The sequence below is a fragment of the Micromonospora sp. NPDC005237 genome (assembly GCF_040607775.1).
Lineage (GTDB): Bacteria > Actinomycetota > Actinomycetes > Mycobacteriales > Micromonosporaceae > Micromonospora.
In genome coordinates this window covers 58,531-80,725 of record NZ_JBEXHJ010000005.1, presented here as the reverse complement: position 1 = coordinate 80,725, position 22,195 = coordinate 58,531, and the positions used below count along the sequence as shown (strand labels likewise).

Sequence of the window (22,195 nt, the reverse complement as noted above, 5' to 3'; positions counted from 1 at the left end):
CCCGGTGGCATCCGATCCGGCGGCCTCCCGGCCCGACCGGACGATTCGGTGCGAGGCGCGCCGGAGGCGCTGCATCCCCCCTGCCCCCGGCCCGAAACCCTCCGACTCGCCGGCCGTCCCCACCCGGTACGGGCGGGTTCGGCGTACCTGGGGACGGGCGCGTGTGGCCGGGCGGATACTCGCGGTGACCATGGGCGGAGGACGGGGGAAGCGCCGGTGCAGGGCAACAGGCGCGCCGGGCGGCTGCGCGGTTGGCTGCTCGACGGCGGTACGGAGCGGGCCGCGCGGCATTCCGGCCCGGGCGGCCGCCCGCCTGAGGATCGGCACCACCCGTGGTGGAAGGTGATGTGCCTGACCGGTGTCGACTACTTCTCGACGCTGGGCTACCAGCCGGGCATCGCGGCGCTCGCGGCCGGGGCGCTGTCGCCGGTGGCGACGCTGGTGCTGGTGCTGGTGACGCTGCTGGGCGCGCTGCCGGTGTACCGGCGGGTGGCGGTGGAGAGCCCGCACGGTGAGGGCTCGATCGCGATGCTCGTACGCCTGCTGAGCTACTGGCCGGGCAAGCTGTTGGTGCTGGTGCTGCTCGGTTTCGCGGCCACCGACTTCATCATCACCATCACCCTCTCGGCGGCGGACGCGACCGCCCACCTCGACGAGAACCCGTTCTGGCCGAGCGGGCTCAAGGGACACGAGGTGGCCCTCACGCTCCTGCTGGTGGCGTTGCTGGGCGCGGTGTTCCTCAAGGGATTCGGCGAGGCCATCGGGATCGCCGTCGTCCTGGTCGCGGTCTACCTGGCGCTGAACGCGGTGGTGATCGCCGACGCGCTGTGGCGGGTGGTGACCCACCCGAGCGCGGTCGGGGACTGGACCACCGCGCTGAGCACCGGGCACGGCGATCCCCTGCTGGTGGTCGGGCTGTCCCTGCTGGTGTTCCCGAAGCTGGCGTTGGGCCTGTCCGGTTTCGAGACCGGGGTGGCCGTGATGCCGCACATCCGGGGGGATCGCGAGGACTCGGAGGACCGGCCGCTGGGCCGGATCCGGGGGGCGCGGCGGCTGCTCACCACCGCCGCCGCGACGATGAGCGTCTTCCTGATCACCAGCAGTGTGACCACCACCGTGCTGATCCCGCCGGAGGCGTTCAGGCCGGGCGGGCCGGCGAACGGCCGGGCGCTGGCCTACCTGGCGCACCAGCACCTCGGCGGCGTTTTCGGCACGGTCTACGACCTGTCCACGATCGGGATCCTGTGGTTCGCGGGCGCGTCGGCGATGGCCGGGCTGCTCAATCTCGTACCCCGGTATCTGCCGCGCTACGGTATGGCCCCTACCTGGGCGCGGGCGGTCCGGCCGCTGGTGCTGGTCTTCACCTCGGTGGCATTCCTGATCACGGTGATCTTCTCCGCCAGCGTGGACGCGCAGGGCGGCGCGTACGCCACCGGGGTCCTGGTGTTGATCACCTCGGCGGCGACGGCCGTGACCCTCGCGGCGCGACGACGGCGGCAGCGGGGGCGGATGTACGCCTTCGGGACCATCGCGCTGATCTTCGTCTACACCACCCTGGCGAACGTCGTGGAACGCCCCGACGGCGTCAAGATCGCCGCCTGTTTCATCGGCGGGATGATCCTGGTGTCGGTGCTGTCCCGGCTCGTACGGGCCTACGAGGTGCGAGTCGACCACGTCGAGCTGGATCCGGTCGCCGCCCGGATGATCGACGAGCGTGCCACCCGTCGGATCCGCCTCATCGCGCACGAGCCGGACCGCCGCGACCCGGCCGAATACCGCGCCAAGCTGGCACAGACCATGGCGGACAACGACTTCCCCGACGACAGCGACGTCATCTTCGTCGAGGTCCACGTCACCGACCCGTCGGACTTCGAGACCGAGCTGCCGGTGCGCGGCAGCGTGGCGCACGACAGCTACCCGGTGCTCAGCCTGACCGGCTCCTCGGTGCCCACCGCGCTCGCCGCCCTGCTGTTGGAGATCCGCGACCGGAGCAGGCGACGCCCACACATCTACTTCGAATGGAGCGAGGGTGGCCCGGGTCGCAACCTCCTGCGCTACCTGGCGTTCGGGCAGGGCGCCATCGCCTCGGTCACCCGGGAGATCCTGCGTCGCCAAGAGCCCGACCCGCGCCGCCGGCCGCACGTGCACGCCGGTTGACCTGCCGGTCGAACCGGCGCCGGCGGTGAGCGTGGTCATAACGGCTGGACGATCCACCGGTGGGAGCTGCTAGCCTCGGCGCAGGTCATGAGTGCCAGCGCGAAGCCCCGGCTCGCTGGCCGGCAACCCTCCTCCGCGGTGGGGTGCCCCGGGTGAAGACCAGGCACCGGCAGGACGCCGGCGCAAGCGTGGCCTGGCACCCAGGTCAGCAACAGACCCGGGAGACCGTATGCGCATTCTCAGCCCCACGCCACCGGCCGGTCGGCTCACGCCGCCCCTGACCCGGCGTCGCCACGTGGACCTGATGCGAATGTGCAGCGCGGCGTGTAACCACCGCCCCACGCGCTAACCCCTCCCCTCCCCTCCCTCCCCCGGGCGCACCACGCCCACCCCACCCCTCGCGTCGATCATGATGTTGTTGCCCGCCCGACCGGCGTGTCGGGGCAACAACTTCATGATCGACCGGGTCGACACACCCTTTTGGAGACACCCGTGCGATTTTCTTCTGGCTTGAGCCGTGCCGTTGCCGTTGGGGCGGCCCTTGTGGTTGCCGGCGCGCTGACCGCCTGCGGCACCGACGACGCCTCGAACGACACCGCTGGCAACCCGTACGGCCTGGCGCAGGCCGGCGTGCTGCGGGCCGGCACGCTGACCGACGCCCCACCGAACGTGTACCTCAAGGACGGTAAGTTCACCGGCTTCGACAACGACCTGCTGACCGCGGTCGCCGGCAAGCTCGGCCTGAAGGTCGAGTTCGTCGGCACCGACTTCTCCGCGCTGCTCTCCCAGGTCAACAACCACAAGTTCGACGTCGGCAGCTCCTCGATCACGATCACCGAGGCGCGGAAGAAGACAGTCGACTTCGGCAACGGCTACGACTTCGGCTACTTCGGGCTGGACGTGCCGGCCGGCTCGCCGATCACCGGGTTCGACCAGCTCGCCGGCAAGCGGGTCGTGGTGGTGCAGGGCACCGTCCAGGACGACTACGCCACCGGCAAGCAGCTCGACCCGGTGCGGGTGCCGGACTACAACGGCGCGCTCAACCAGCTCAAGGCGGGCACCGCCGACGCGTGGATCGCCCCGGCGGAGATCGGCGAGAAGTCGGCCGCCGACAGCAACGGCAAGATCACCGTGGCGGCCAAGCAGCTCAGCCCGGCGCCGACCGCGTACGCCGTGGCCAAGGGCAGCGACAAGCTGCGCGAGGCGCTGAACAAGGGCCTCGACGAGGTGATCGCCGACGGCACCTGGAGCCGGTTGCAGGCCCAGTACTACCCGGGCCGCCCGATCCCGGCGGACTTCACCCCGGGCAGCGGCACCGTGGCGGCGCCGTCCGCGTCGGCGTCGGCCGCGTCCTGAACCGGTGACGAGCGAGCGGGGCGGTAGGAGAGGCGACCGATGGATCCGTTGAGCACCCTGTGGGAGACCTTCTTCGACGCCGACGCGATGCGCGAGGCGCTGCCCGAGATGCTGACCGTCGGGCTGCCCAACACGCTGATCCTGGCGGTCTCCGCCGCCCTGCTCGGCACGGTGTTCGGCCTGCTGCTGGCCGTGGCCGGCATCTCCCGCAGCCGGTGGCTGCGCTGGCCGGCGCGCGTCTACACCGACGTCTTCCGAGGGCTGCCGGCCGCGGCGACGATCCTGCTGATCGGCGTCGGGCTGGCACCACTCGGCATGCAGGTCTGGGGACCGGACCCGTATCCGCTGGGCATCCTCGCGCTGTCGTTGATCGCGGCGGCGTACATGGGGGAGATCTTCCGCTCCGGCATCCAGTCGGTGGAGGCGGCCCAGTTGGAGGGCGCGCGGGCACTCGGCTTCTCCTGGGCCGACGCGATGCGGCTGGTGATCATCCCGCAGGGCATCCGGCGGGTGCTGCCCGCCTGGGTCAACCAGCTCATCGCGCTGATCAAGGACTCCAGCCTGGTCTACTTCCTCGGCCTGGTGGCCAGCCAGCGGGAGCTGTTCCGCATCGGGCAGGACTATGCGGCCACCACCGGCAACGAGTCCGCGTTGCTGCTCGCCGGGCTCTTCTACCTGGCGTTGACCGTCCCGCTGACGCACGTCGTGAACGCGATCGACCGGCGGTTGCGCCACGGCCGGCCAGCCACCGCACCCGCCGACGACGAGGACGAGGACGACCCGGCGCTGACCGGGGCCCCGGAAGGAGACCGGCGATGACCACCACCGCGACCACCACCTCGGTCAGCCTCCAGGCGCGCGACGTCCACCTGGCCTTCGGGCCGAACCGCGTGCTGCGCGGCGTCGACCTGACCGTGCAGCGCGGTGGGACCGCCTGCGTGATCGGGCCGTCCGGGTCGGGCAAGTCCACTCTGCTGCGTACCCTCAACCGGCTCATCGAGCCCGACCGCGGCGACGTGCTGCTGGACGGGCGCAGCGTCCTGCGCGACGATCCGGACGCGCTGCGCCAGCGGGTGGGCATGGTCTTCCAGCAGTTCAACCTCTTCCCGCACATGAGCGTGCTGCGCAACGTCACCCTGGCGCTGCGCCGGCTGCGCAAGCTCGGCGAGGACGAGGCGGTGGCCGTCGCCCGCGCCCAGTTGGAGCTGGTGGGGCTCGCCGGCAAGGCCGATGCCCGGCCGGCGCAGCTCTCCGGTGGTCAGCAGCAGCGGGTGGCGATCGCCCGGGCGCTGGCGCTGCGGCCCGAGGTGATGCTCTTCGACGAGGCCACCTCGGCGCTCGACCCGGAACTGGTCAAGGGGGTGCTCGGGGTGATGGCCGACCTGTCCGCCGCCGGAATGACGATGGTGGTGGTCACCCACGAGATGGGCTTCGCCCGGCACGTCGCCGACACCGTCGCCTTCATGGACCGGGGTGTGGTGCTGGAGGCCGGCCCGCCGGAGAGGATCTTCGAGGGCGCCGAGCATCCCCGGCTCCGCCGCTTCCTCGCCCAGGTGCTCTGAGACGGCCGCTCAGCCGGCCTGGAGGCGCAGGTGCACCGCGAACGCCTTCAGGTCGCCGAGCAGCTCCAGGATGGCGTTGCGGTACGCGACCGACGCCCACAGGTGCAGCTCCTCGTCGTCCAGCCCGCCGAACGCCAGCGAGAGCGCCTTGCGCCGGCGCCGGTCGAGCACCTTGTGCGGGCGGGTGAGCAGGTCGCCCTCCCGGCGCAGCGCCTGAAGGTAGGCGGCCACCGCCTCCTGGTAGTGCCGCCCGGCGACCCGCTCCAGCAGAGTGAACTCGAAGACGTTCAACGCCGCTTCGGAATCCCAGTACGCGGCGTCGCGCACCGGCGCGCTCGCGACGTGCCGGCCCATGGCGTGCCGGGCCTCGTAGAGCAGCAGCACGCCCCGGCCGGTGGTGCTCAGCGGCCGGCGGGGCGACGGCAGCCGCAGCGTACGCACCGGCGCCGCGGCGGTCAGGTCCATTGCGCCGGCGTACGTCGGCATGCGGTGCGTTCCCGACGCCGGCTCCGGTAGCAGGCAGGCCCGCTCCTGGTAGGGCAGCGGGCCACCGGTGGGCACGGCGCGCACTGTCGCGGCGCGCAGCTCGGACAGGGGCCGGTCGTCCGGGGCCGGGCCCGGTGGCAGGGTGAGCACGAGACCGTTGACGCCGGGCACCGGCACGCCCAGCACGCAGGAGGTGCGCAGGAACGCCCAGGTCGCCGCCGCCTCGCGGATGCCGCTCGCCACCGCCTGCGCGTCGGCCCGCCAGTCCTGGGCGATCCGCAACCGCTGCGCCAGGTCGGCGGTCGCGGCGCCGTCGTGCGGGTACAGCTCCCGGACGGCCCGGGGCAGCGACCCGAGGCGCAGCTCCAGCGGGTCGCCGGTGGGCGAGGCCACGGCGTGCCTCGGGCAGTCGGCGGCGGAGTGCGGGTCACCGTCGACCGCGTGGCAGTCCCCCAGCCAGCTCGCGCCGGGCGGACCGGCCGGACGGGCGAACGCCAGGTGGGGCAGCCGGCCGGTGCGCAGCACCGTCTCGTACTGCCCTCGGGTGCGCCCGGCGCGTAGCACGTCCAGCGGCAGCATCGGCGCCAGCGCCAACACCCCCGCGAGGACGACGCAGTGCGGGCAGGCGTCACGCAACCGGTAGCGGCGGAGGTGGTCCACGCCGGGCTGCTCCCACTGGACGCCGATGACGGCGTCGTCCTGCGCCATCAGGTAGAGGAACTCGGTGGCGACGCGTTCGCGGGTGACCGCCACCAGCTCGTCGAGGAACTCCCGCTCGGTGACCGCCCGCAGGTCGGCCTCGCTCCCTCCGGTGGTCATGGGCACCCCCTCGCGGACCGAACACATCGACGGACGCCGAACCGGTTCTTACCGTACCCGCCGACGACGTGGCCGAATGTCCCGCACGCGTGGCGGGCGGTGTCACCAATCCGTCAGGCCCGGACCGGGCCGCACCGGCGGGTGTTCACTCGTTGGGTCCCCGCCCCAGCAGCCGGATCTCCTCGTTGTCCAGGGCGGCCTGAAGCTCCTGGAGCACCAGGTCGTCGATTTCCCGGTTGTCGCGCAGCCGGGTCAGCTCCCGCCGCTTGTGGGCCAGGACGCCGAGGCGCAGTCGGCGGTCCAGCCGGCGTTCCTCGGCGGTACGCCCACCGCTGTCGTTGACGTCCGCCAGGTGCCGCTGGTACTCGGCCTGTAGCCGACGTACCGCCTCCCCCTCGACGCCGACCTCGGCGGCGACCTGCGGCAGCGCGTCCAGGCCGGCCTGGGTGGCGCGCAGGCGGGCCTGCCGGGCCTCGTCAACGCGTTCGGGGTCGCCGGTCAGCCCCGCCCAGCGCACCACCAGCGGCAGGGTGGTGCCCTGCACGAGCATGATCACAACGATGACCAGCGCGGTGACGAAGATGATCAGGTCGCGTTCGACCACCGGTGTACCGGCGGCCGTCATCGTCGGGACGGCCAGCGCGGCGGCGAGCGACACTGCGCCCCGGAAACCGGACCAGCCGGCCACGATCCCCACCCGCCAGTTGGACGCCGACTGGTCCTCGTCAAGCATCCGGCGGCGCAGCTTCGCCGACTCCGCCGTCAGGTAGAGGAACAGCAGCCGGGTGGCGACGACGACCGGGGTGACCACCAGCACGATCGCCAGGGCCCGGCCCGGCGAGGTGCTGGAGATGTCTTTCACCGCCCGGGGGATCTGCGTGCCGAGCAGCACGAACAGCCCGCCGTTGATGAGGAACGTGGACAGGTCCCAGAACGCGTACGCCAGCACCCGGGACCGGGCGCGGATCACCCGCGGACCGGCGTACGCCAGCACCAGGCCGGCGACCACGACGGCCAGCACACCGCTGGCGTGCACCGAGTCGGCGAGCAGGAACGCGCCGAACGGTGTCAGCACGCTCAGCGCCCCCTCGCGCAGCGGGTCGTCGAGCCGCTTGCGGATCAGCACCACGGCGGCGCCCACCAGCAGACCGGCGACCACCCCGCCGACGCCCGCCCCGACGAACTCCTCGCCGATGCCCAGCACCCCCGGCTTCTCGCTCTGGGTGAGCAGACCCACGGTCACCCCGAAGATCACCAGGGCGGTGCCGTCGTTGATCAGACTCTCCGCGTGCAGGGTGGTGAGCAGCTTCCGGGGCAGGCGCTTGGCCAGGCCGGTGACCGCGGCGGCGTCGGTCGGCGCGAGGACCGCGCCGAGCACCCAGGCGGCTGCCGGGTGCACGCCGAACGCCTGCGCGGTCAGGGACACCGTGACCATGGTGAGCACCACGAGCACCACGGCGAGCAGCCCGATCACCGGCAGGTTGGCCCGGATCTCGCGCAGGCTGATGGTGAGGCTCTCCCGGTAGAGGATCGCGGGCAGGAAGATCAGCAGCACCAGGTCCGGCTCCAGGGTCACCTCGGACAGCGGCGGCACCAGCCCGAGCAGCACCCCGAACCCGATGAGCAGCACCGGCGGCGCCACCCGGTACCGGCCGCCGAGGGTGGTGCCGACCAGGACGGTGACGCCCACCACCACGATCAGGACGAGCACCTGCACGGCGTACCCCCTCGATCCCCGGCCGACGACGAACGCCGGGTTGTTCCATCTGATCGCACCCCGGTTGCCGGTTCCACAGGAACGGGCAAGTCGCCGGGCGTCCGAGCGCGGGGGACGCGCCCCCGGCCGGGTCAGGCCGGATCGGCGGTGCGGACGCGCGCGGTGAGCAGGCGGGCGGTACGACGGTGCACGGCGGCTTCCTCGTCGTGGCCCAGGGCGGTGGCCAGGTCGGCGAGGTGCCCGGCCACCGGGCCGACGGTGAGCACCCCGCTGCCGGCGGCCAGTTCGCCGGCGGCCGGCCGGAGCGCGGCGGCGACGCGCTCCATGGTGGGCCGGTCGCCGACGGCGAGGGCGGCCCGCGCGGTGAGGCACAGCCGCACCTCCCGCAGCAGGTCGTGCGGCCCGTCCGGGAGGACCCGCAGGGCCGCTCGGGCGGCGCCGAGGTCCCCCTCGGCCGCGACCAGCAGCGGGCGGACCCACGGCTCGTGCGGCCCCCAGTCCAGGCCCGCCCAGTCCTCGTCGTCCGGCCCGGGGATCGGCCGCTGGCCGGCCGACCCGGACACCGGCTGGTCGTAGCCCGTTCGGCGCGCACCTGTCGGCGCGCGCGCCAGCGGGTCGGCGCTGACGGCCTCGGCCAGGCGCAGGCCGAGCAGGGCGAGGGGCAGCAGTCCGTGGGCCAGACCCGGCATGGCGTCGCCGGGGAGCCGTTCGGCGGCCGCCCGGTACGCGGTCGCCGCCGCCTCCCGGTCGCCGCCCAACGCCCGGCGCAGCGCGGCGTACCAGCCGGTGAAGACCCCGACCAGCGGCAACTCGTACCGCTGGGCGAGGCGGTCGGCGGCACGGGCGTGCTCGTCCGCGCCGGCCCGGTCGGCTCGCGCGCAGCCCGACTGGACCAGGATGAGGTGACCCAGCACCTCGAAGGTCACCAACTGGCGCGCAGCGGCCAGGTCGACCAGCTCCGCGCCGATCCGGGCCCGCTCGGCGGCCAGGCCGACGCGGTCAAAGGTGTGCATGAACCGCGCGTTCAACGCGAAGGCCAGCAACCCGGGGTCGGCGACGGTCCGGGCGATCCGCTCGGCCTCGGCGGCGGCCCGGCGGCCACTGTCACCTGTGGTGCCGCGCAGCTCCAGCGCGAGCGTGCTCAGCAGCCGGCTGCGCTGCGCCGAGCCGGTCGGGCCGAGGCCGGTCAGGGCGTTCTCGGCGGCGCGCACGATCCGCTCGGAGAGCAGATCGTCGTCGTTGCGGGTCCAGATGGCGGGCACGTCGAAACCGGCCAGCACCTCCGCCGTCAGCCGGGGGTCACCGACCGCCTCGGCATCGGCGATCGCCTCGGCGCGGTACCCGCGCGCATCGGCCAACCGGCCCGTCACCGCCAGAGCACGCCCCAGACCCAGCACCGCGCTCAACCGCTCGCGCCGCTCGGTCCCCCCGGCCCGGTCGTACGCGTCGATGACCTGCGCCCACAGCCGGGCCGCCTCGTGCGGGTTGCCGTCGCGTTCGGCCTGTTCGGCTGCCGTACGGGCGTAGCCCGCGGCCTGGTGGGCGGCTGCCGGGCCGCCGGCACGCAGCAGGTGGTGGGCGAGCGTGGCGGGGTCGACGGGCTGGCGCCGCTGCAACGCCTCGGCCACGGCGGCGTGCCAGGCCGCGCGACGCGCTGCGGACAGGTCCGCGTAGAGCGTGTCGCGGACCAGGATGTGGGTGAACCGCAGTCGCCCGTCGGGCTCCCGCTCGGTCAGGAACCCGGTCTGCAACGCGCGGTCCACGGCGTCCAGCAGCGCCGCCGGGTCGCCGGTCAGCGCGCCGAGCACCGCGGGGTCGACGTCCCGGCCGAGCACCGCCGCCTGCCGCAGCACGGTACGGGTCGGCGCGGGCAACTGTGCGAGGCGGTGCCGGATGACATCACGTACCCCGGGCGGCACCGCCGCCAGCGCCGCGCCGCCCGCACCGGCGTACAGCTGGACCAGCTCCCGGACGAAGAACGGGTTGCCGCCGCTGCGGTGGTGGATCAGCTCGACGGTGGGCGGATCCAGTTCCCTTCCGGCGAGGGCGCGGGCCAGCTCGCCGGTCGCCTCGGGAGACAGGCCACCGAGGTAGACCCGCACCGGTTCGAGCCGGGCGGCGCGGGCCAGGGCTGCGGTCAGCTCCGCGCTGATCTCGGTGGCCCGGTAGGTGCCCAGGACCAGCACCGGCCCGGTGGCCGGCTGCGGCCCGGTGAGCAGGGCGGTGAGCAGATCCAGGGTGTCGCCGTCGGTGCGGTGCAGGTCGTCCAGGACCAGCAGGAGGGGCCCCCGGTCGGCGACGGCGGAGACCAACGACGCCACCGCGCGGTGCCGACGGAACCGGGCCACGGCGGGGTCGCCCGCGCCACCGGTCCCGGCCGTCCCACCGCCGTCCAGCGGCTCGCCCGACCCCGACAGCTCGCTCGGTCCCGCCGGCCCGCCCGACCCGGACGGCTCGGTGAGCGTGTCGGTGATCTGGGTCCACGGCCAGGCGGCCGGGGCGCCCTCGTACTCGGGACTGCGGCCCCAGGCAGTGGTCCAGCCCTCGGTGGCGAGCTGCCGGGTCAGCGCCTCGGCCAGGGCGGTCTTGCCGGCGCCCGGCTCCCCACTGAGCAGGGCGAGCGTGGGCCGGCCGGACCGGGCGGCGACCTGGCCCGCGTGCCGCAGCCGCTCCAGCTCCGCGTCCCGCCCGACGAACTGTCGCTGCGGCGCCGCTGCGGACCCACCGTCCCGAACGGGTCCGGCACGGTCTGCCACGGCCACGGCGGGGGCCTGGGTCAGGTGCGGCGCCTGGGCCAGGATGTCGCCCTCCAGCCGGCGCAGCTCGGGCCCCGGGTCCAGACCCAGCTCAGCCACCAGGACGTCGCGGGCCTCGCGCAGCGCGGCCAGCGCCTCACCCTGCCGGCCGGCGCGGTACCGGGCCAGCGCGAGCAACCGCCAGGCGTCCTCCCGCAGCGGATGACTGGCGAGGTGGGCGGGCAGGTCGGCGGCGGCCTCGTCCGGACGACCCAGCGCGAGCAGCGCCTCGGCGCGCCGCTCGACGGCGAGCATCCGCAGCTCGTTCAACCGGTTGATCTCCGCGACGGCCCAGAGGGCGCCCGCGCAGTCCGCGTACGCGGGACCCCGCCACAGCCCGAGCGCCGCGTCCAGCGCGGTCAGGGCCGGCGCGGGCAGTTCCCCGCCCAGCAGCCGTCCCGCCTCGCCGACGGCCGCCTCGAAGCGGTCGGCGTCCACCGTGTCCGGGGCGGCCCGCAGCGCGTACCCCGGGGTTTCGGTGACCAGGAGGCGGGGTGGCTGCCGGGGCGGCCGGTCGGGCTCCAACGCCCGGCGCAGGTCGGCGACGAAGGTGCGGATCGCGCCCACCGCGCCGTCCGGCGGGACCTCCCACAGGTCGTCGACGAGGCGTTCCACCGGCACCACCCGGCCGTGGGCGATCAGCAACCGGGCGAGCACCAGGCGCTGCCGGTGTCCCCGCAGCGGGACCGGGCCGCCCGCGGCGGTGGCGGTCACCGGCCCGAGTACGCCGAACGTCACCCCCACCGGCGGCGTCGGTTGCCTGGTCATGGCACCAATCTAGGCGGCCGTGCCGGCCCGCACTGATCCGGCGCTGACCGTCTGCTGATCACCACCGGGCAGCCTCGATGACGTACGGCGGCGACGGGCGCCCCGCCCGCCGACCCCGCTCACCAGGAAGGTTTCCGTGCAGCCGAGGATCAACGGATTCGACTACCAGCGCGTCACCGTCGCCGACGGCGTGACGCTCACCGCCGCCGTGGGTGGCTCCGGACCACCGGTCGTGCTGTTGCACGGTTTCCCGCAGACCCACCTCATGTGGCGGCACGTGGCCGCCGACCACACGGTCATCTGCCCCGACCTGCGTGGCTACGGCGACAGCGACAAGCCCCTGGACAGCGACGGCACGGCGTACGCCAAGCGGACCATGGCCGCCGACGTCGTGGCGCTGGCCGGCGCGCTCGGCCATGGGCGCTTCGCCCTGGCCGGGCACGACCGGGGTGCCCTGGTCGCGTTCCGCGCCGGCCTCGACCACCCGGCGGCGATCAGCCGGCTCGCCCTGCTCGACGTGCTGCCCACCCTGGACGTGTGGGACGTGCTGCACGGCGCCAGCGCCGCGGTCGCCTTCCACCTGTACCTCATGGCGCAGCCGCCGGGCCTGCCCGAGGAACTGATCAGCGCCAGCCCGGACGCGTTCTTCAACCATTTCCTCGACGTCTGGACCCGCGACCCGGACGCGCTGCCGGCCGAGGTACGTGCCACGTACCTGCGGGCGTCCCGCAACGCGGTCACCTCGATCGTCGCCGACTACCGGGCGTCGGCCGGCATCGACGTCGTCCACGACGCGGCCGACCGGGCGGCCGGCAACCTGCTGCGGATGCCGGTGACCGTGCTTGCGCAGGACTGGGGCGCGGCGCTCGGCTACGACGCGGCGGGGGTGTGGCGGGCCTGGGCCCCGGACCTGGAGCACCAGACGGTCACCTGCGGCCACTTCATGGCGGAGGAGGCGCCGACCGTGGTGGTCCGGGCGCTGCGGGACCTGCTCCTGCGCTGATACGCGGGTCGGACGAAGACACCCGCTGAAAGTAAGATATCCGACACTATTCGTCACTGATCGCGAGGGGTCGCCGCCGTGCCGGCGATCCCTCGCGCGTAGGCCGCGCACACGCCCCGCAAACCAGCTCTGACCTGCGAAAGGGCTACCTTACACCAGGTGGACGAGAGCCGGTCACCGATGCTACACAGACAGTTACCGGCAGCCAACAACGGCGAGTCGCTGACCGCCTCGACCATCGACCGTCCACAAGCATCGCCACCCGCGGACCGGATCGCGCGTGCGACCTGACACGACAGCGGCCGGTGGCGGGCCAACGGTTCCGGTCTCGACCAAGGAGTCACCGTGGGACATCCCCGCTCCCGGGCCAAGAGCCAGCCGTTCGAGGTCGCCGCCCTGGTGACGACACCCATCTGTGGATTCCTTCTGCTCGTGCTGGACGTCCGATCACCGTCGGTCCAGCTGTCCATGCCGGAACCCGTCCAGCTCGGCTGGGAGGTCGCGCTGATCGTGGTCGGCGTGGGCGGTCTGCTCGGCATCCTGTGGCCTGGTCGGCTCTCCACCGGCCTCGGCATCGAGCTCGCGTTCGTGCTGGTGCTCGGCACCATCATCGGCATGTACGCGGTGGCGCTGGTGGCGGTGACCGGTCCGCAGGGCCTCGTCGCGGCGTCGTTGATCAGCGCCGTGCCACTGGGCGCCTTCTGGCGGGCCGCCCTGATCGCCGTCGACCTCCGCTGTCTGGCCTACGGCCACCAGTGCTCGACTCACCACCGAGTCGTGGGAGGTGTCACGTGATCTCGGCACCGCAACCCGAAGCGCCGCACTGGGTTCAGGTGCTGCTCAGCCTGCTCGGCATCCTCGGCGGGACGACAGGTCTGGCCGCCATCGCCACGGTCGTGTCGCAGCGGGGCAAGTTCAAGGCCGACGCCGCCGACACGCTGACGGAGGCCGCCCTGACGCTCGTGCAGCCGCTGCAGCTACGGATCACCGAGTTGGAGGGCCAGGCGGTGAGCGCGCGATCGGAGCTGGGGCTGCTGCGCGAGCAGGTCAACCAGTTGCAGTTTCACGTCCGGGTGCTAACCCGCACGCTCGACCGGTGGCGTGCCGCGGTGCACGCCCCGGACGCCACCCTACGCAAGATCCGCGCGGTGGTCGCGGAGTCCGAGCAGCTGCCCGAGGACCAGTGACCGGCCACCGCCGGCTCATCCGCCGTCCGGTGAGCGCAGCCGGGCGATGAGGTCGCGTACCGCCGCCCGGAACTCGGGGTCGGACTCGCCCGGGTGGTGTCCGCGCACCGGTGGCGGCCGGCGCTCCCCCCGGTGACGGCCGGCCGGGTGGGATCCGCCGGGGCCGGGCCGTCGAGGTCAGCGGGCGGCGCCACCGGCGGCGATGAGGTCCGCCGCCACCTCCCAGAGCCGCTCGGCGTTGCCCGCGTCGACCGCGTACGCCGCCACGCCGCTGTAGTCGGCGGGCCGCTCGGTCCGGACCGGGGCCTCGGCGCAGTCCTCGAAGTAGCGGCCACCCACGCCGTCGAGCAGCGGGGACGCGGCGAGCAGCACCGAGGTGGCGGCGCCCTGCTGCGGGGTCTTCTGCCGCTCCTTCGGGGTACGCAGCCCGCCGGTGTGCTTCTGCAGCCCGGTCGCGATGGCGCCGGGGTTCAACGCGTTGGCGTGGATGTTCTCGCCGGACCAGCGGCGGTCGGCCTCGACGGCGAGCAGGGCCTCGGCGCTCTTGGACTGCCCGTACGCCAGCAGGGGGTCGTACGGCCGGAACGCGAAGTGCAGGTCGTCGAAGACCACCGGGGAGAAGAGGTTGCCGCTGGAGCTCACCGACACGACCCGGGCGCCACCGGCCGCGGCGAGGGCGTCGTGCAGGCCGACGGTCAGCGCGTAGTGCCCCATGAAGTTGGTGGCGAACTGCATCTCCCAGCCCTCGGCGGTGCGCTCCAGCTCCGGCAGCGCCATGATCCCCGCGTTGTTGACCAGGATGTGCAGTGGCTCGTCCCAGCCGGCGACGAATCGGCGTACCGAATCCTGGTTGGCCACGTCCAGCTCGCGGGCCGTGACCCGGTCCGCGCCGATGCTGGTCGCGATGTCGGCCGCGGCCTGCTCGCCCGCACCGACCCGACGCACCGCGAGCACCACCTCGGCGCCGGCGGCGGCCAGCGAGCGGGCGGTCTCGACGCCGATCCCGGCGGCGCCGCCGGTGATGACGGCCCGCTTGCCGGTCAGGTCGACTCCGGCGAGCACCTCGTCGGCGGTCGAGGCGAAACCGAATGGCGTCGTGATTCGCTCGGTCATCTCTGTCCCATCTCTCGATCACGCTTACGTGACCCACTGTCACTCGGCCGGCGGGCGATATCCGGGTTACCGGTTTTCCTGGCCGCCCGGCACGGCGCCCGGAGCGGGTGTCGGTGGGCATCCGACAGTTGGTGGGTTCGTGGGCGGGGACGCCCGCCTTCGTGCACGGCCGGCACCTGGACGTGCTCTTCGCCAACCCGATGGCGACCGCGCTGGCACCGATCTACCGGGTCGGGGTGAACCTGCTGCGTGCGGTCTTCCTGGGCCCGAGCGTGCCGGCGCTCTATCCGGCGCCGGAGGCGGTCGCCGCCAGCGCGGTGGCCGGCCTGCGCGCGCAGGTGGGGGTCGAGGTGGACGATCCACGGCTCACCGAGCTGGTTGCGGAGTTGACGACCGGCAGCGAGCTGTTCCGGCGGTTGTGGGCGCGTCACGACGTCACCGTCCGCGCCGGGGGCGGGCGCCGGGTGTTTCACCATCCCCAGGTCGGCGAGTTGGAGCTGCGCTACGAGAAGCTCACGATCAGCGGCACCACACAGTCGCTGGTCGTCTACCACGCCGAGCCGGGCAGCCCGTCCGCCCGCTCCCTCGCTCGGCTCGGGGCCGCCGTCTCAGCGCCGGAGGCGCACGGATAGCACCAGAAGTCGGGGCTACCGGTTGGCCGCCCGCTCGGCGACCACCACGGAGATGCCGTCGAGGACGCGTTGCAGGCCGAACTCGAAGGCGTACTCCGGGCCGTACGCCCCGCCGTGCTGCTGGCCGGCCGCCGTGCCGACCCGGGACGCGGTGGGATAGCTGTCGGCCGTCAGGAACGTCTCCAGCCAGGGCGCGTGCGACTGCCACCACTGGCCGTCGGTCATGCCGGTCTCCCGCTCCAGGTCGACCACCTCGGACGCGGCGCGCGCGGAACTCTTCACGTGCCCGAGGACGAGGGTGAGCACCGCGTCCATCTCGACGTCGGTGAGCCCGATGTCGGCGACCGCGCCGAGTTCGTGGTCGTACTTGGCCACCAGGTGCGGGCCGAGCACCGGACGGGTCGTCTCGGCCCGCAGCATCCACGGGTGGCGCTGGTAGAGCGCCAGGTTGTCGTGGGCGATCCGCTCCAACCGGGCCCGCCAGTCGCCCTCGACGGCGGAACGCGGCATCTCGCCGTACACGGTGTCGATCATGACGTCGACGAGTTCGGCCTTGCCCGGCACGTAGGTGTAGACGGACATGGTGCCGACACCCAACGCCTCACCGACCCGGCGCATGGTCAACGCGTCCAGGCCCTCGGCGTCGGCGATGTCGATCGCGGCCCGGACGATCCGGTCGACGCTGAGGCCCGGCCCGGCGCTGCGGCTGGTCGGTTCCCGGGTGCGCCAGAGAATGGCCAGGCTGCGGGCCGGATCCGCGGTCGCCTTGCGCTCACTCGCCATGGTGCGGCCATCCTAACAACGCGGTCGTACGACGTACGTCGACCGCGAGGCGGTGCCGGCGGGGCCGTTCTGCCACCGCTCGCCGGCACCGACCCGTCACGGCTTCACCCGGGTGGGATCCAGCTCGCCGTCCTCGATGTGGCGCAGCAGCGGCGTCACGTCCTGCACATGACGCGGGCAGAAACCACCCACGAGATGGGGCGTACGGAGATCAGAGTCCTTCGCGGTCGTCGGTCAGCGCCGGCCCGGCGGCGGCCGGCACGAGGTGGCGCACCTCCGGCTCGCCGTCGGTCAGCTCCCGGGCCCGCGCCTCGGCCTCGCGGTCCTCACCCGTCAACCGGCCACCGTGCTGGCGCAGGTGCTCGCCCCAGGACGGCACCAGGTACACCTCGATGAACCGGTCCGTCGTCTCGGCCGGCCGGAACAGCCCCCAACGCATCGCGCCGGTGCGCTGCCGGGCGCCGCGCACCACGTCCATGGCCGCGAGGAACGGTCCCGTCCGCTCCGGCCGGACGGTGTACTGCACCGTCACCAGCACCGGTCCCACGCCCGGGTCCGGCTCCTGCGCGAGGTGCAGTTGCGGCCAGTAGGCCGACGGTTCGCGGTTCACCGAGCGCAGGTCCGGAAGCGGCCAGATCCGGCTCGTCACGGTCCCGACGAACATCAACGCCGCCGCCGCGAGGTAGGCGAGGACCAGCCCGCCCACGTCGGCCACCAGACCCCACACGAGGGCGCCGACGGCCTGCCCGCCGGCGAAACACACCTGGTAGACGGCCAGCCCCCGGGCCCGTACCCAGCTCGGCAAAAAGAGCTGTATCTCGGCGTTGACGTTGGCCAGCACCGTCACCCAGGCCATCCCGGCCGGCAACAGGGCGAGGAGCACCAGCGGCACCACCCGTACGGTGCCGAGGACCGCCAGCGCGATGGTGAACAGCGCGCCGGCGATCAGCAGGAGCTGGTTGGCCGACAGCCGGGCGCGGATCACGGCCAGCAGCACCCCGCCCGCGATGGCGCCCACCCCGAGGGCGGCCAGCAGCAGCCCGTACCCGCCGGAGCCCAGCCCGAGCCGCCGGGCCGCCACCAGCGGCAGCAGCGCCCACAGCGCGCTGGCCGGGATCACGAAGACCAACGCGCGGCGCAGCAGCCGGCGCACGATCGGCGAGTGGCGTACGTAGCGGCTGCCCGCCCGTAGCGCGGCGGTGAACCGCTCGGGCACCTCGACGGCGCGGGCGCTTCCCGGCCGCCAGCGCCACAGCGCGGCCGCGAAGATGGCGAACGCCACCGCGTTGAGCCCGAAGACCGGGGCGACGCCGGCCCGGGCGATCAGCACGCCGGCCACCGCGGGCCCGACCGCCCGCGCCACGTTCACGCTTATCGAGCCGAGCGCGGACGCCGACCGCAGTTGCTCCTGCGGCACCAGCTCCGGAATCACCGCCGCCCAGGCCGGCAGGGTGAGCGCCTGCCCGACCCCGAACGCGAAGGTGAGGGTGAGCAGCAGGGCCGGCGGCATCCGGTCGGTCAGGGTGAGCAGGGTCAACGCCACCGCCACCGCCACCAGGAACAGCTGGACGGCGATCAGCAGGCGCCGACGGTCGAAGCTGTCGGCCAGCACCCCGGCGGGCAGCGCCAGCAGCAGCACCGGCAGCAGGCTGGCGGTCTGCACCAGCGCGACAAGCGTGGAGGCGTTGGAGTGGTGGATCAGCAGCCACTGCGCGCCGACGGTCTGCATCCAGGTGCCGATGTTGGCGGCGAGCAGGGCCAGCCAGAGATTGCGGTAGACGGCGCCGCGCAGGGGCGCCCACGCGGAGGCCGGACGGTCCCCCGGTCCGGCTGCCGCCGTCACCACCGCCCGTCCGCGCGCAGCACGCGCTCGCCGGAGACGTAGAGGTCGTCGGGTTGCAGCAGCAACAGCCGGACGACCTCGGCGGCGACCTGCTCGGGCAGGGCGTACACCTCGTCGAGGAACTCCGCGCCGACGCGTTCCTGCAAGCGGGTCGGCATCGGCCCGGGATCCAGCTCCATCACCTTGATTCGGTTGCTGTGTTGGGCCTGGGCCAGTGACTCGACGAGGCTGCTGCCGTAGCTCTTGGTCGCCCGGTAGACCGGGATGCCGGGCCGGGGCGCCGCCAGCGCCATCGCGCCGATGTACACCACGTTCCCGTAGCCCTGCCGGTGCAGATGCTCCAGCGCCTCCCGCAGCAGGTACGTCGTACCCAGGACGTTGATCTCCACGGCCCGCCGGATGTGCTCCACGGGCAGGTCACCGAGGTCGCCGCCCGCCCACATCGACGCGCAGGCCGCGACCCCGTCGACGGTGCCGTAGCGCCCCACCACCTCGGCGAACGCGTCCCGGACCTGCTCGTAGGAGGAGACGTCGCAGACCGCGCCGTCGCACCCCAGCTCGTCGGTCGTCGCGGCTACCTCGGCCGGCACGTTGCCGAACACCACGACGCGGTGCTCGTCGACCAGCAGCCGGGCCACCGCGAGGCCCAGCCCGCTGGTACCGCCGACCACCACGAAGGTTCTGGCACCCAATGTCTCTCCAGCCGCCGCCGCCACAGGTCACACGGATCGCGTGATGGCGCGTTCTTCCCGTTTCCGGACCCCGCACACCCGCTACGGCGGTAGTGCTGGCCATACCCGAAGAGTGGATCTGGACGGCTGGGGCACCCGGTCGCTCCCGATTAGCGTCTGCTGCATGACTCCGGAACACCCTTCGCACCTGGCCGGGGCGCTGCGCCATCGCCGCTGGCTGCTCTCCGCCTGGCCCTGGCGCGCGCTGGCCTACCTGGTGACCACCGTGCCGATCGCCGGGGTGCTCGGCGTCGGCCTGCTCGTCATCGGCGGACCCATGCTGCCCGCCGTCAACGCGCTCCGGCGGCAGGGCCGACCGCCGAGCATCGCGCTGATGCTGTTCCTGATTACCGGCAGCGTCATCCTGGTGGCGTTGGCCCCGATCCTGAGCTTCGCGGTCGCCGCCGTCGAGCGGTGGCGGGTCCGGCTCGTCGACAACCGTCCGCTGCCCTCGTCGCCGTGGCCGGGCCTGGCCGCCCGCTACCGCAGCCCCGCGACCTGGCGGGAGGTGGCATACCTGTTCTGGCTGGGCGGGTTCGTGCCGGTCGCGTACTGGGTGTTCCTGGTGCTGGTGCTGCTCGACCTCGGGATGATCTCCAGCCCCTGGCTGGCCGGCGACGCCAACCAGCCGGTGGTGATCTGGCAGCCGATCGACAGCACCGGCGAGGCCGTCCCGTACGCGATCGTGGGGGTGCTGCTGATCCCGGTGCTCTGCTACGCCGTCGGTCTGCTCGCCGCCGTTCAGGCGGCGGTGGCCCGCTGGCTGCTGGCCCACCCGGTGGACGCGGCGGCGCTGCGCGAGGTCACCCGCTCCCGCACCCGGCTGGTCGGCGCGTACGAGGCGGAACGGCGCCGGATCGAGCGGGACCTGCACGACGGCGCGCAGCCCCGGCTGACCAGCCTCACCCTGCAGCTGGGCCTGGCCCGGCTGGACGTACCCGAGGAATCCCCCGCCGCCCGGCCTCTCGCCGTGGCGCACGACCAGGCCCGAGGTCTGATGGTGATGCTGCGGCAGTTGGTGCACGGCATCCGCCCGCAGAGCCTCACCGACCTCGGCCTGGCCGGCGCGGTACGCGAGCTGGCCGATGCCGCCACCATCCCGGTCACCGTGCACGCCGACCTGCCCGGTGAGCTGCCGGAGATCGTGGAGACCACCGCCTACTTCGTGGTCTCCGAGGCGCTGGGCAACGTGGCCCGGCACGCCCGCGCGACCCGCGCCGACGTACGCCTCACCCGGGCCGGCGCGGACCTCGTCGTCGAGGTGACCGACGACGGCCACGGCGGCGCCGACCCGGCCCGGGGCACCGGCCTGACCGGGCTCGCCGACCGGGTGGCCGCCGTGGGCGGCCGGCTGCTGCTGTCCAGCCCGTCCGGCGGCCCTACAGTGGTCCGGGTGGAGCTGCCATGTCGTCGGTGACCCGGGTGGTGCTCGCCGAGGACGAGGTGCTGCTGCGCGAGGGCCTGGTCGCGCTGCTGACCCGCTTCGACTTCGCGGTCTGCGCGGCTGTCGGCTCCGCGCCCGAGCTGCTGACGGCGGTCCGTGAACACCAACCGGACCTGGTGTTGACCGACATCCGGATGCCGCCGGGCCGCCGCGACGACGGGCTGCGCGCGGCCGTCGCGCTGCGCGGCGAGCGACCCCACCTCCCGGTCGTGGTGCTCAGCCAGTACGTGCAGACCGGGTACGCGGCGGCGCTGCTGGACAGCGGCGACGGCCAACGGGTGGGCTACCTGCTCAAGGACCGGGTCGCCGAGGTCACCGAGTTCGTCGACACGCTGCGCCGGGTCGCCGGCGGCGGCACCGCCATCGACCCGGACGTGGTCCGGCAACTGCTGCACCGCCCCCGCGACCCGCTCGCCGCGCTCTCCGGCCGGGAACGGGAGGTGCTGGCGCTGCTGGCCGAGGGCCGCTCCAACGCCTCGATCGCCGCCCGGCTGCACGTCACCGAGGCCGCCGTCGGCAAGCACGTCGGCAACATCCTGCTGAAGCTCGACCTGCCGCCCAGCGACGACACCAACCGCCGGGTGCTCGCCGTACTCACCTATCTGCGCGCCGACCCGGTGGGCTGACCAGCGCCGGGCCCCGATCGGGCCCGACCGGGCGCGGCGTAGATTCGAGCACCGGCACCGCCGCCGGTCCAGGGCGCGGGCCAGGAGATGGGAGTACGGCATGGCGGAGGCGCTGCGGGTCGGTCTGCTGGGGTACGGGTTGGCGGGCCGGGTGTTCCACGCACCGCTGATCGCCGCGACACCCGGGCTGCGGCTGGACGCCATCGTGACGCGCGATCCGCAACGGCGCGAGCAGGCGCACCAGCATTTCCCGGACGCCCGCCTGGTCGACGACGCCGACGAGCTGTGGCGTACGCCGGAAGCTCTGGACCTGGTCGTGGTCGCGACGCCGAACCGGCAGCACGTGCCGATGGCGCGGGCGGCCCTCGCGGCCGGCCTGCCGGTCGTCGTCGACAAGCCCCTGGCCCCCACCGCCGCCGACGCCCGGGCGCTGGTCGAGGAGGCCGACCGTCTCCGAGTGCCGCTGACGGTGTTCCAGAACCGCCGCTGGGACGGGGACTTCCTGACCGTCCGCGGGCTCGAGGAGCGGGGCGAGCTGGGGCGGGTGCTGCGCTTCGAGTCCCGGTTCGAGCGGTTCCGTCCGGCGATCAAGCCGGGCTGGCGGGAGCTCGCCGGCCCGGAGGAGGCCGGTGGCGCGCTGTTCGACCTGGGCGCGCACCTCATCGACCAGGCCGTGCAGCTCTTCGGCACGGTCGAGCGGGTCTACGCCGAGGTCGACCGCCGCCGCGCGGGCGCCGAGGTCGACGACGACGCGTTCGTGGCGCTGACCCACGCCAACGGCGTGCACTCGCACCTGTGGATGGGGGCGATCACCGCTCAGCTCGGGCCGCGGCTGCGGGTGCTGGGCGACCGGGCCGGCTACACCACCTACGGGCTGGACGTGCAGGAAGCCGCGCTGCACGACGGCGGCCGACCGGACCAGCCCGGCTGGGGCGAGGTCCCGCCGGAGCGGTACGGCCTGCTCGGCGTCGACGGTGACCTGCGTCCGACGCCGACCAGGCCCGGGGCGTACCAGAGCTTCTACGCCCAGGTGGCGGCGGCGTTGCGCGACGGCACGCCGATGCCGGTGGACCCGCGCGACTCGGTCGCCACGGTCGAGCTGATCGAGCTGGCGCACCGGTCGGCGGCTGAGGGCGTGGTGCTGCCGGTCCCGGCCGGCTGAGACGGCCGAGC

The 22,195-nt window shown here is 73.7% G+C and carries 18 protein-coding genes and 1 riboswitch; of the genes, 11 read left to right on the top strand and 7 right to left on the bottom strand.

What is annotated here, in order from left to right:
• Positions 1-216: 216 nt before the first annotated feature.
• From ABZT87_RS15190 to ABZT87_RS15175, 4 genes are all read left to right on the top strand, one after another.
• Entirely contained in the window at positions 217-2,157 is a 1,941-nt protein-coding gene (locus tag ABZT87_RS15190; protein ID WP_355136036.1) for an amino acid transporter, read from the top strand.
• Positions 2,158-2,240: 83 nt separating this feature from the next.
• A riboswitch (SAM riboswitch) is annotated at positions 2,241-2,352 on the top strand.
• A 348-nt stretch (positions 2,353-2,700) separates the two neighbouring features.
• Positions 2,701-3,513: an ABC transporter substrate-binding protein gene (locus tag ABZT87_RS15185; RefSeq protein WP_355068141.1), complete on the top strand. Its 813-nt coding sequence runs from the start codon at positions 2,701-2,703 to the stop codon at positions 3,511-3,513.
• 39 nt (positions 3,514-3,552) lie between these two features.
• A complete protein-coding gene (locus tag ABZT87_RS15180) occupies positions 3,553-4,332 on the top strand; it encodes an amino acid ABC transporter permease (RefSeq protein WP_355136034.1) in 780 nt (259 codons plus the stop codon).
• A complete protein-coding gene (locus ABZT87_RS15175; protein WP_354855078.1) occupies positions 4,329-5,075 on the top strand; it encodes an amino acid ABC transporter ATP-binding protein in 747 nt (248 codons plus the stop codon). Before ABZT87_RS15180 ends, ABZT87_RS15175 begins: the two co-directional genes overlap by 4 nt.
• Before the next feature lie 9 nt (positions 5,076-5,084).
• Here ABZT87_RS15175 and ABZT87_RS15170 read toward each other — a convergent pair whose 3' ends face one another.
• The 3 genes from ABZT87_RS15170 to ABZT87_RS15160 form a co-directional block, all read right to left on the bottom strand.
• Entirely contained in the window at positions 5,085-6,380 is a 1,296-nt protein-coding gene (locus ABZT87_RS15170) for a hypothetical protein (protein WP_355136032.1), read from the bottom strand.
• A 145-nt stretch (positions 6,381-6,525) separates the two neighbouring features.
• A complete protein-coding gene (locus ABZT87_RS15165) occupies positions 6,526-8,097 on the bottom strand; it encodes a Na+/H+ antiporter (RefSeq protein ID WP_355068138.1) in 1,572 nt (523 codons plus the stop codon).
• A gap of 131 nt (positions 8,098-8,228) precedes the next feature.
• Positions 8,229-11,660, bottom strand: coding sequence for a BTAD domain-containing putative transcriptional regulator (locus ABZT87_RS15160; protein WP_355136030.1), 3,432 nt, complete (start codon positions 11,658-11,660; stop codon positions 8,229-8,231).
• Between the two features lie 136 nt (positions 11,661-11,796).
• Between ABZT87_RS15160 and ABZT87_RS15155 the strand changes: the two genes are divergently transcribed.
• From ABZT87_RS15155 to ABZT87_RS15145, 3 genes are all read left to right on the top strand, one after another.
• On the top strand, positions 11,797-12,663 hold the full coding sequence (locus tag ABZT87_RS15155; RefSeq protein WP_355136028.1) for an alpha/beta hydrolase: 867 nt from the start codon (positions 11,797-11,799) through the stop codon (positions 12,661-12,663).
• A 345-nt stretch (positions 12,664-13,008) separates the two neighbouring features.
• Positions 13,009-13,458: a hypothetical protein gene (locus tag ABZT87_RS15150; protein ID WP_355136026.1), complete on the top strand. Its 450-nt coding sequence runs from the start codon at positions 13,009-13,011 to the stop codon at positions 13,456-13,458.
• The gene (locus ABZT87_RS15145; protein ID WP_354855072.1) at positions 13,455-13,850 is read left to right on the top strand and encodes a hypothetical protein; all 396 of its coding nucleotides are present in this window, start codon (positions 13,455-13,457) and stop codon (positions 13,848-13,850) included. The genes ABZT87_RS15150 and ABZT87_RS15145 overlap by 4 nt, the downstream gene beginning before the upstream one ends.
• A gap of 177 nt (positions 13,851-14,027) precedes the next feature.
• Here the strand turns inward: ABZT87_RS15145 and ABZT87_RS15140 are convergent, their stop codons facing one another.
• The gene (locus ABZT87_RS15140; RefSeq protein WP_355136024.1) at positions 14,028-14,963 is read right to left on the bottom strand and encodes an SDR family NAD(P)-dependent oxidoreductase; all 936 of its coding nucleotides are present in this window, start codon (positions 14,961-14,963) and stop codon (positions 14,028-14,030) included.
• Positions 14,964-15,076: 113 nt separating this feature from the next.
• Here ABZT87_RS15140 and ABZT87_RS15135 point away from each other — a divergent pair, with 113 nt between their 5' ends.
• On the top strand, positions 15,077-15,595 hold the full coding sequence (locus ABZT87_RS15135; RefSeq protein ID WP_355136022.1) for a hypothetical protein: 519 nt from the start codon (positions 15,077-15,079) through the stop codon (positions 15,593-15,595).
• A gap of 15 nt (positions 15,596-15,610) precedes the next feature.
• Here the strand turns inward: ABZT87_RS15135 and ABZT87_RS15130 are convergent, their stop codons facing one another.
• The 3 genes from ABZT87_RS15130 to ABZT87_RS15120 form a co-directional block, all read right to left on the bottom strand.
• A complete protein-coding gene (locus ABZT87_RS15130; protein ID WP_355136020.1) occupies positions 15,611-16,378 on the bottom strand; it encodes a TetR/AcrR family transcriptional regulator in 768 nt (255 codons plus the stop codon).
• 211 nt (positions 16,379-16,589) lie between these two features.
• Positions 16,590-18,224: an MFS transporter gene (locus ABZT87_RS15125; protein WP_355136018.1), complete on the bottom strand. Its 1,635-nt coding sequence runs from the start codon at positions 18,222-18,224 to the stop codon at positions 16,590-16,592.
• On the bottom strand, positions 18,218-18,913 hold the full coding sequence (locus tag ABZT87_RS15120) for an SDR family oxidoreductase (RefSeq protein ID WP_354855067.1): 696 nt from the start codon (positions 18,911-18,913) through the stop codon (positions 18,218-18,220). Before ABZT87_RS15120 ends, ABZT87_RS15125 begins: the two co-directional genes overlap by 7 nt.
• Positions 18,914-19,076: 163 nt before the next feature.
• On the opposite strand from ABZT87_RS15120, the gene ABZT87_RS15115 reads away from it, so the two are divergent.
• From ABZT87_RS15115 to ABZT87_RS15105, 3 genes are all read left to right on the top strand, one after another.
• Positions 19,077-20,369: a sensor domain-containing protein gene (locus tag ABZT87_RS15115; protein WP_355136016.1), complete on the top strand. Its 1,293-nt coding sequence runs from the start codon at positions 19,077-19,079 to the stop codon at positions 20,367-20,369.
• Positions 20,357-21,022, top strand: coding sequence for a response regulator transcription factor (locus ABZT87_RS15110; protein WP_355136015.1), 666 nt, complete (start codon positions 20,357-20,359; stop codon positions 21,020-21,022). Before ABZT87_RS15115 ends, ABZT87_RS15110 begins: the two co-directional genes overlap by 13 nt.
• Before the next feature lie 100 nt (positions 21,023-21,122).
• Positions 21,123-22,184, top strand: a complete 1,062-nt coding sequence (locus ABZT87_RS15105) for a Gfo/Idh/MocA family oxidoreductase (protein ID WP_355136013.1) — start codon at positions 21,123-21,125, stop codon at positions 22,182-22,184.
• The last annotated feature ends 11 nt before the right edge of the window (positions 22,185-22,195 follow it).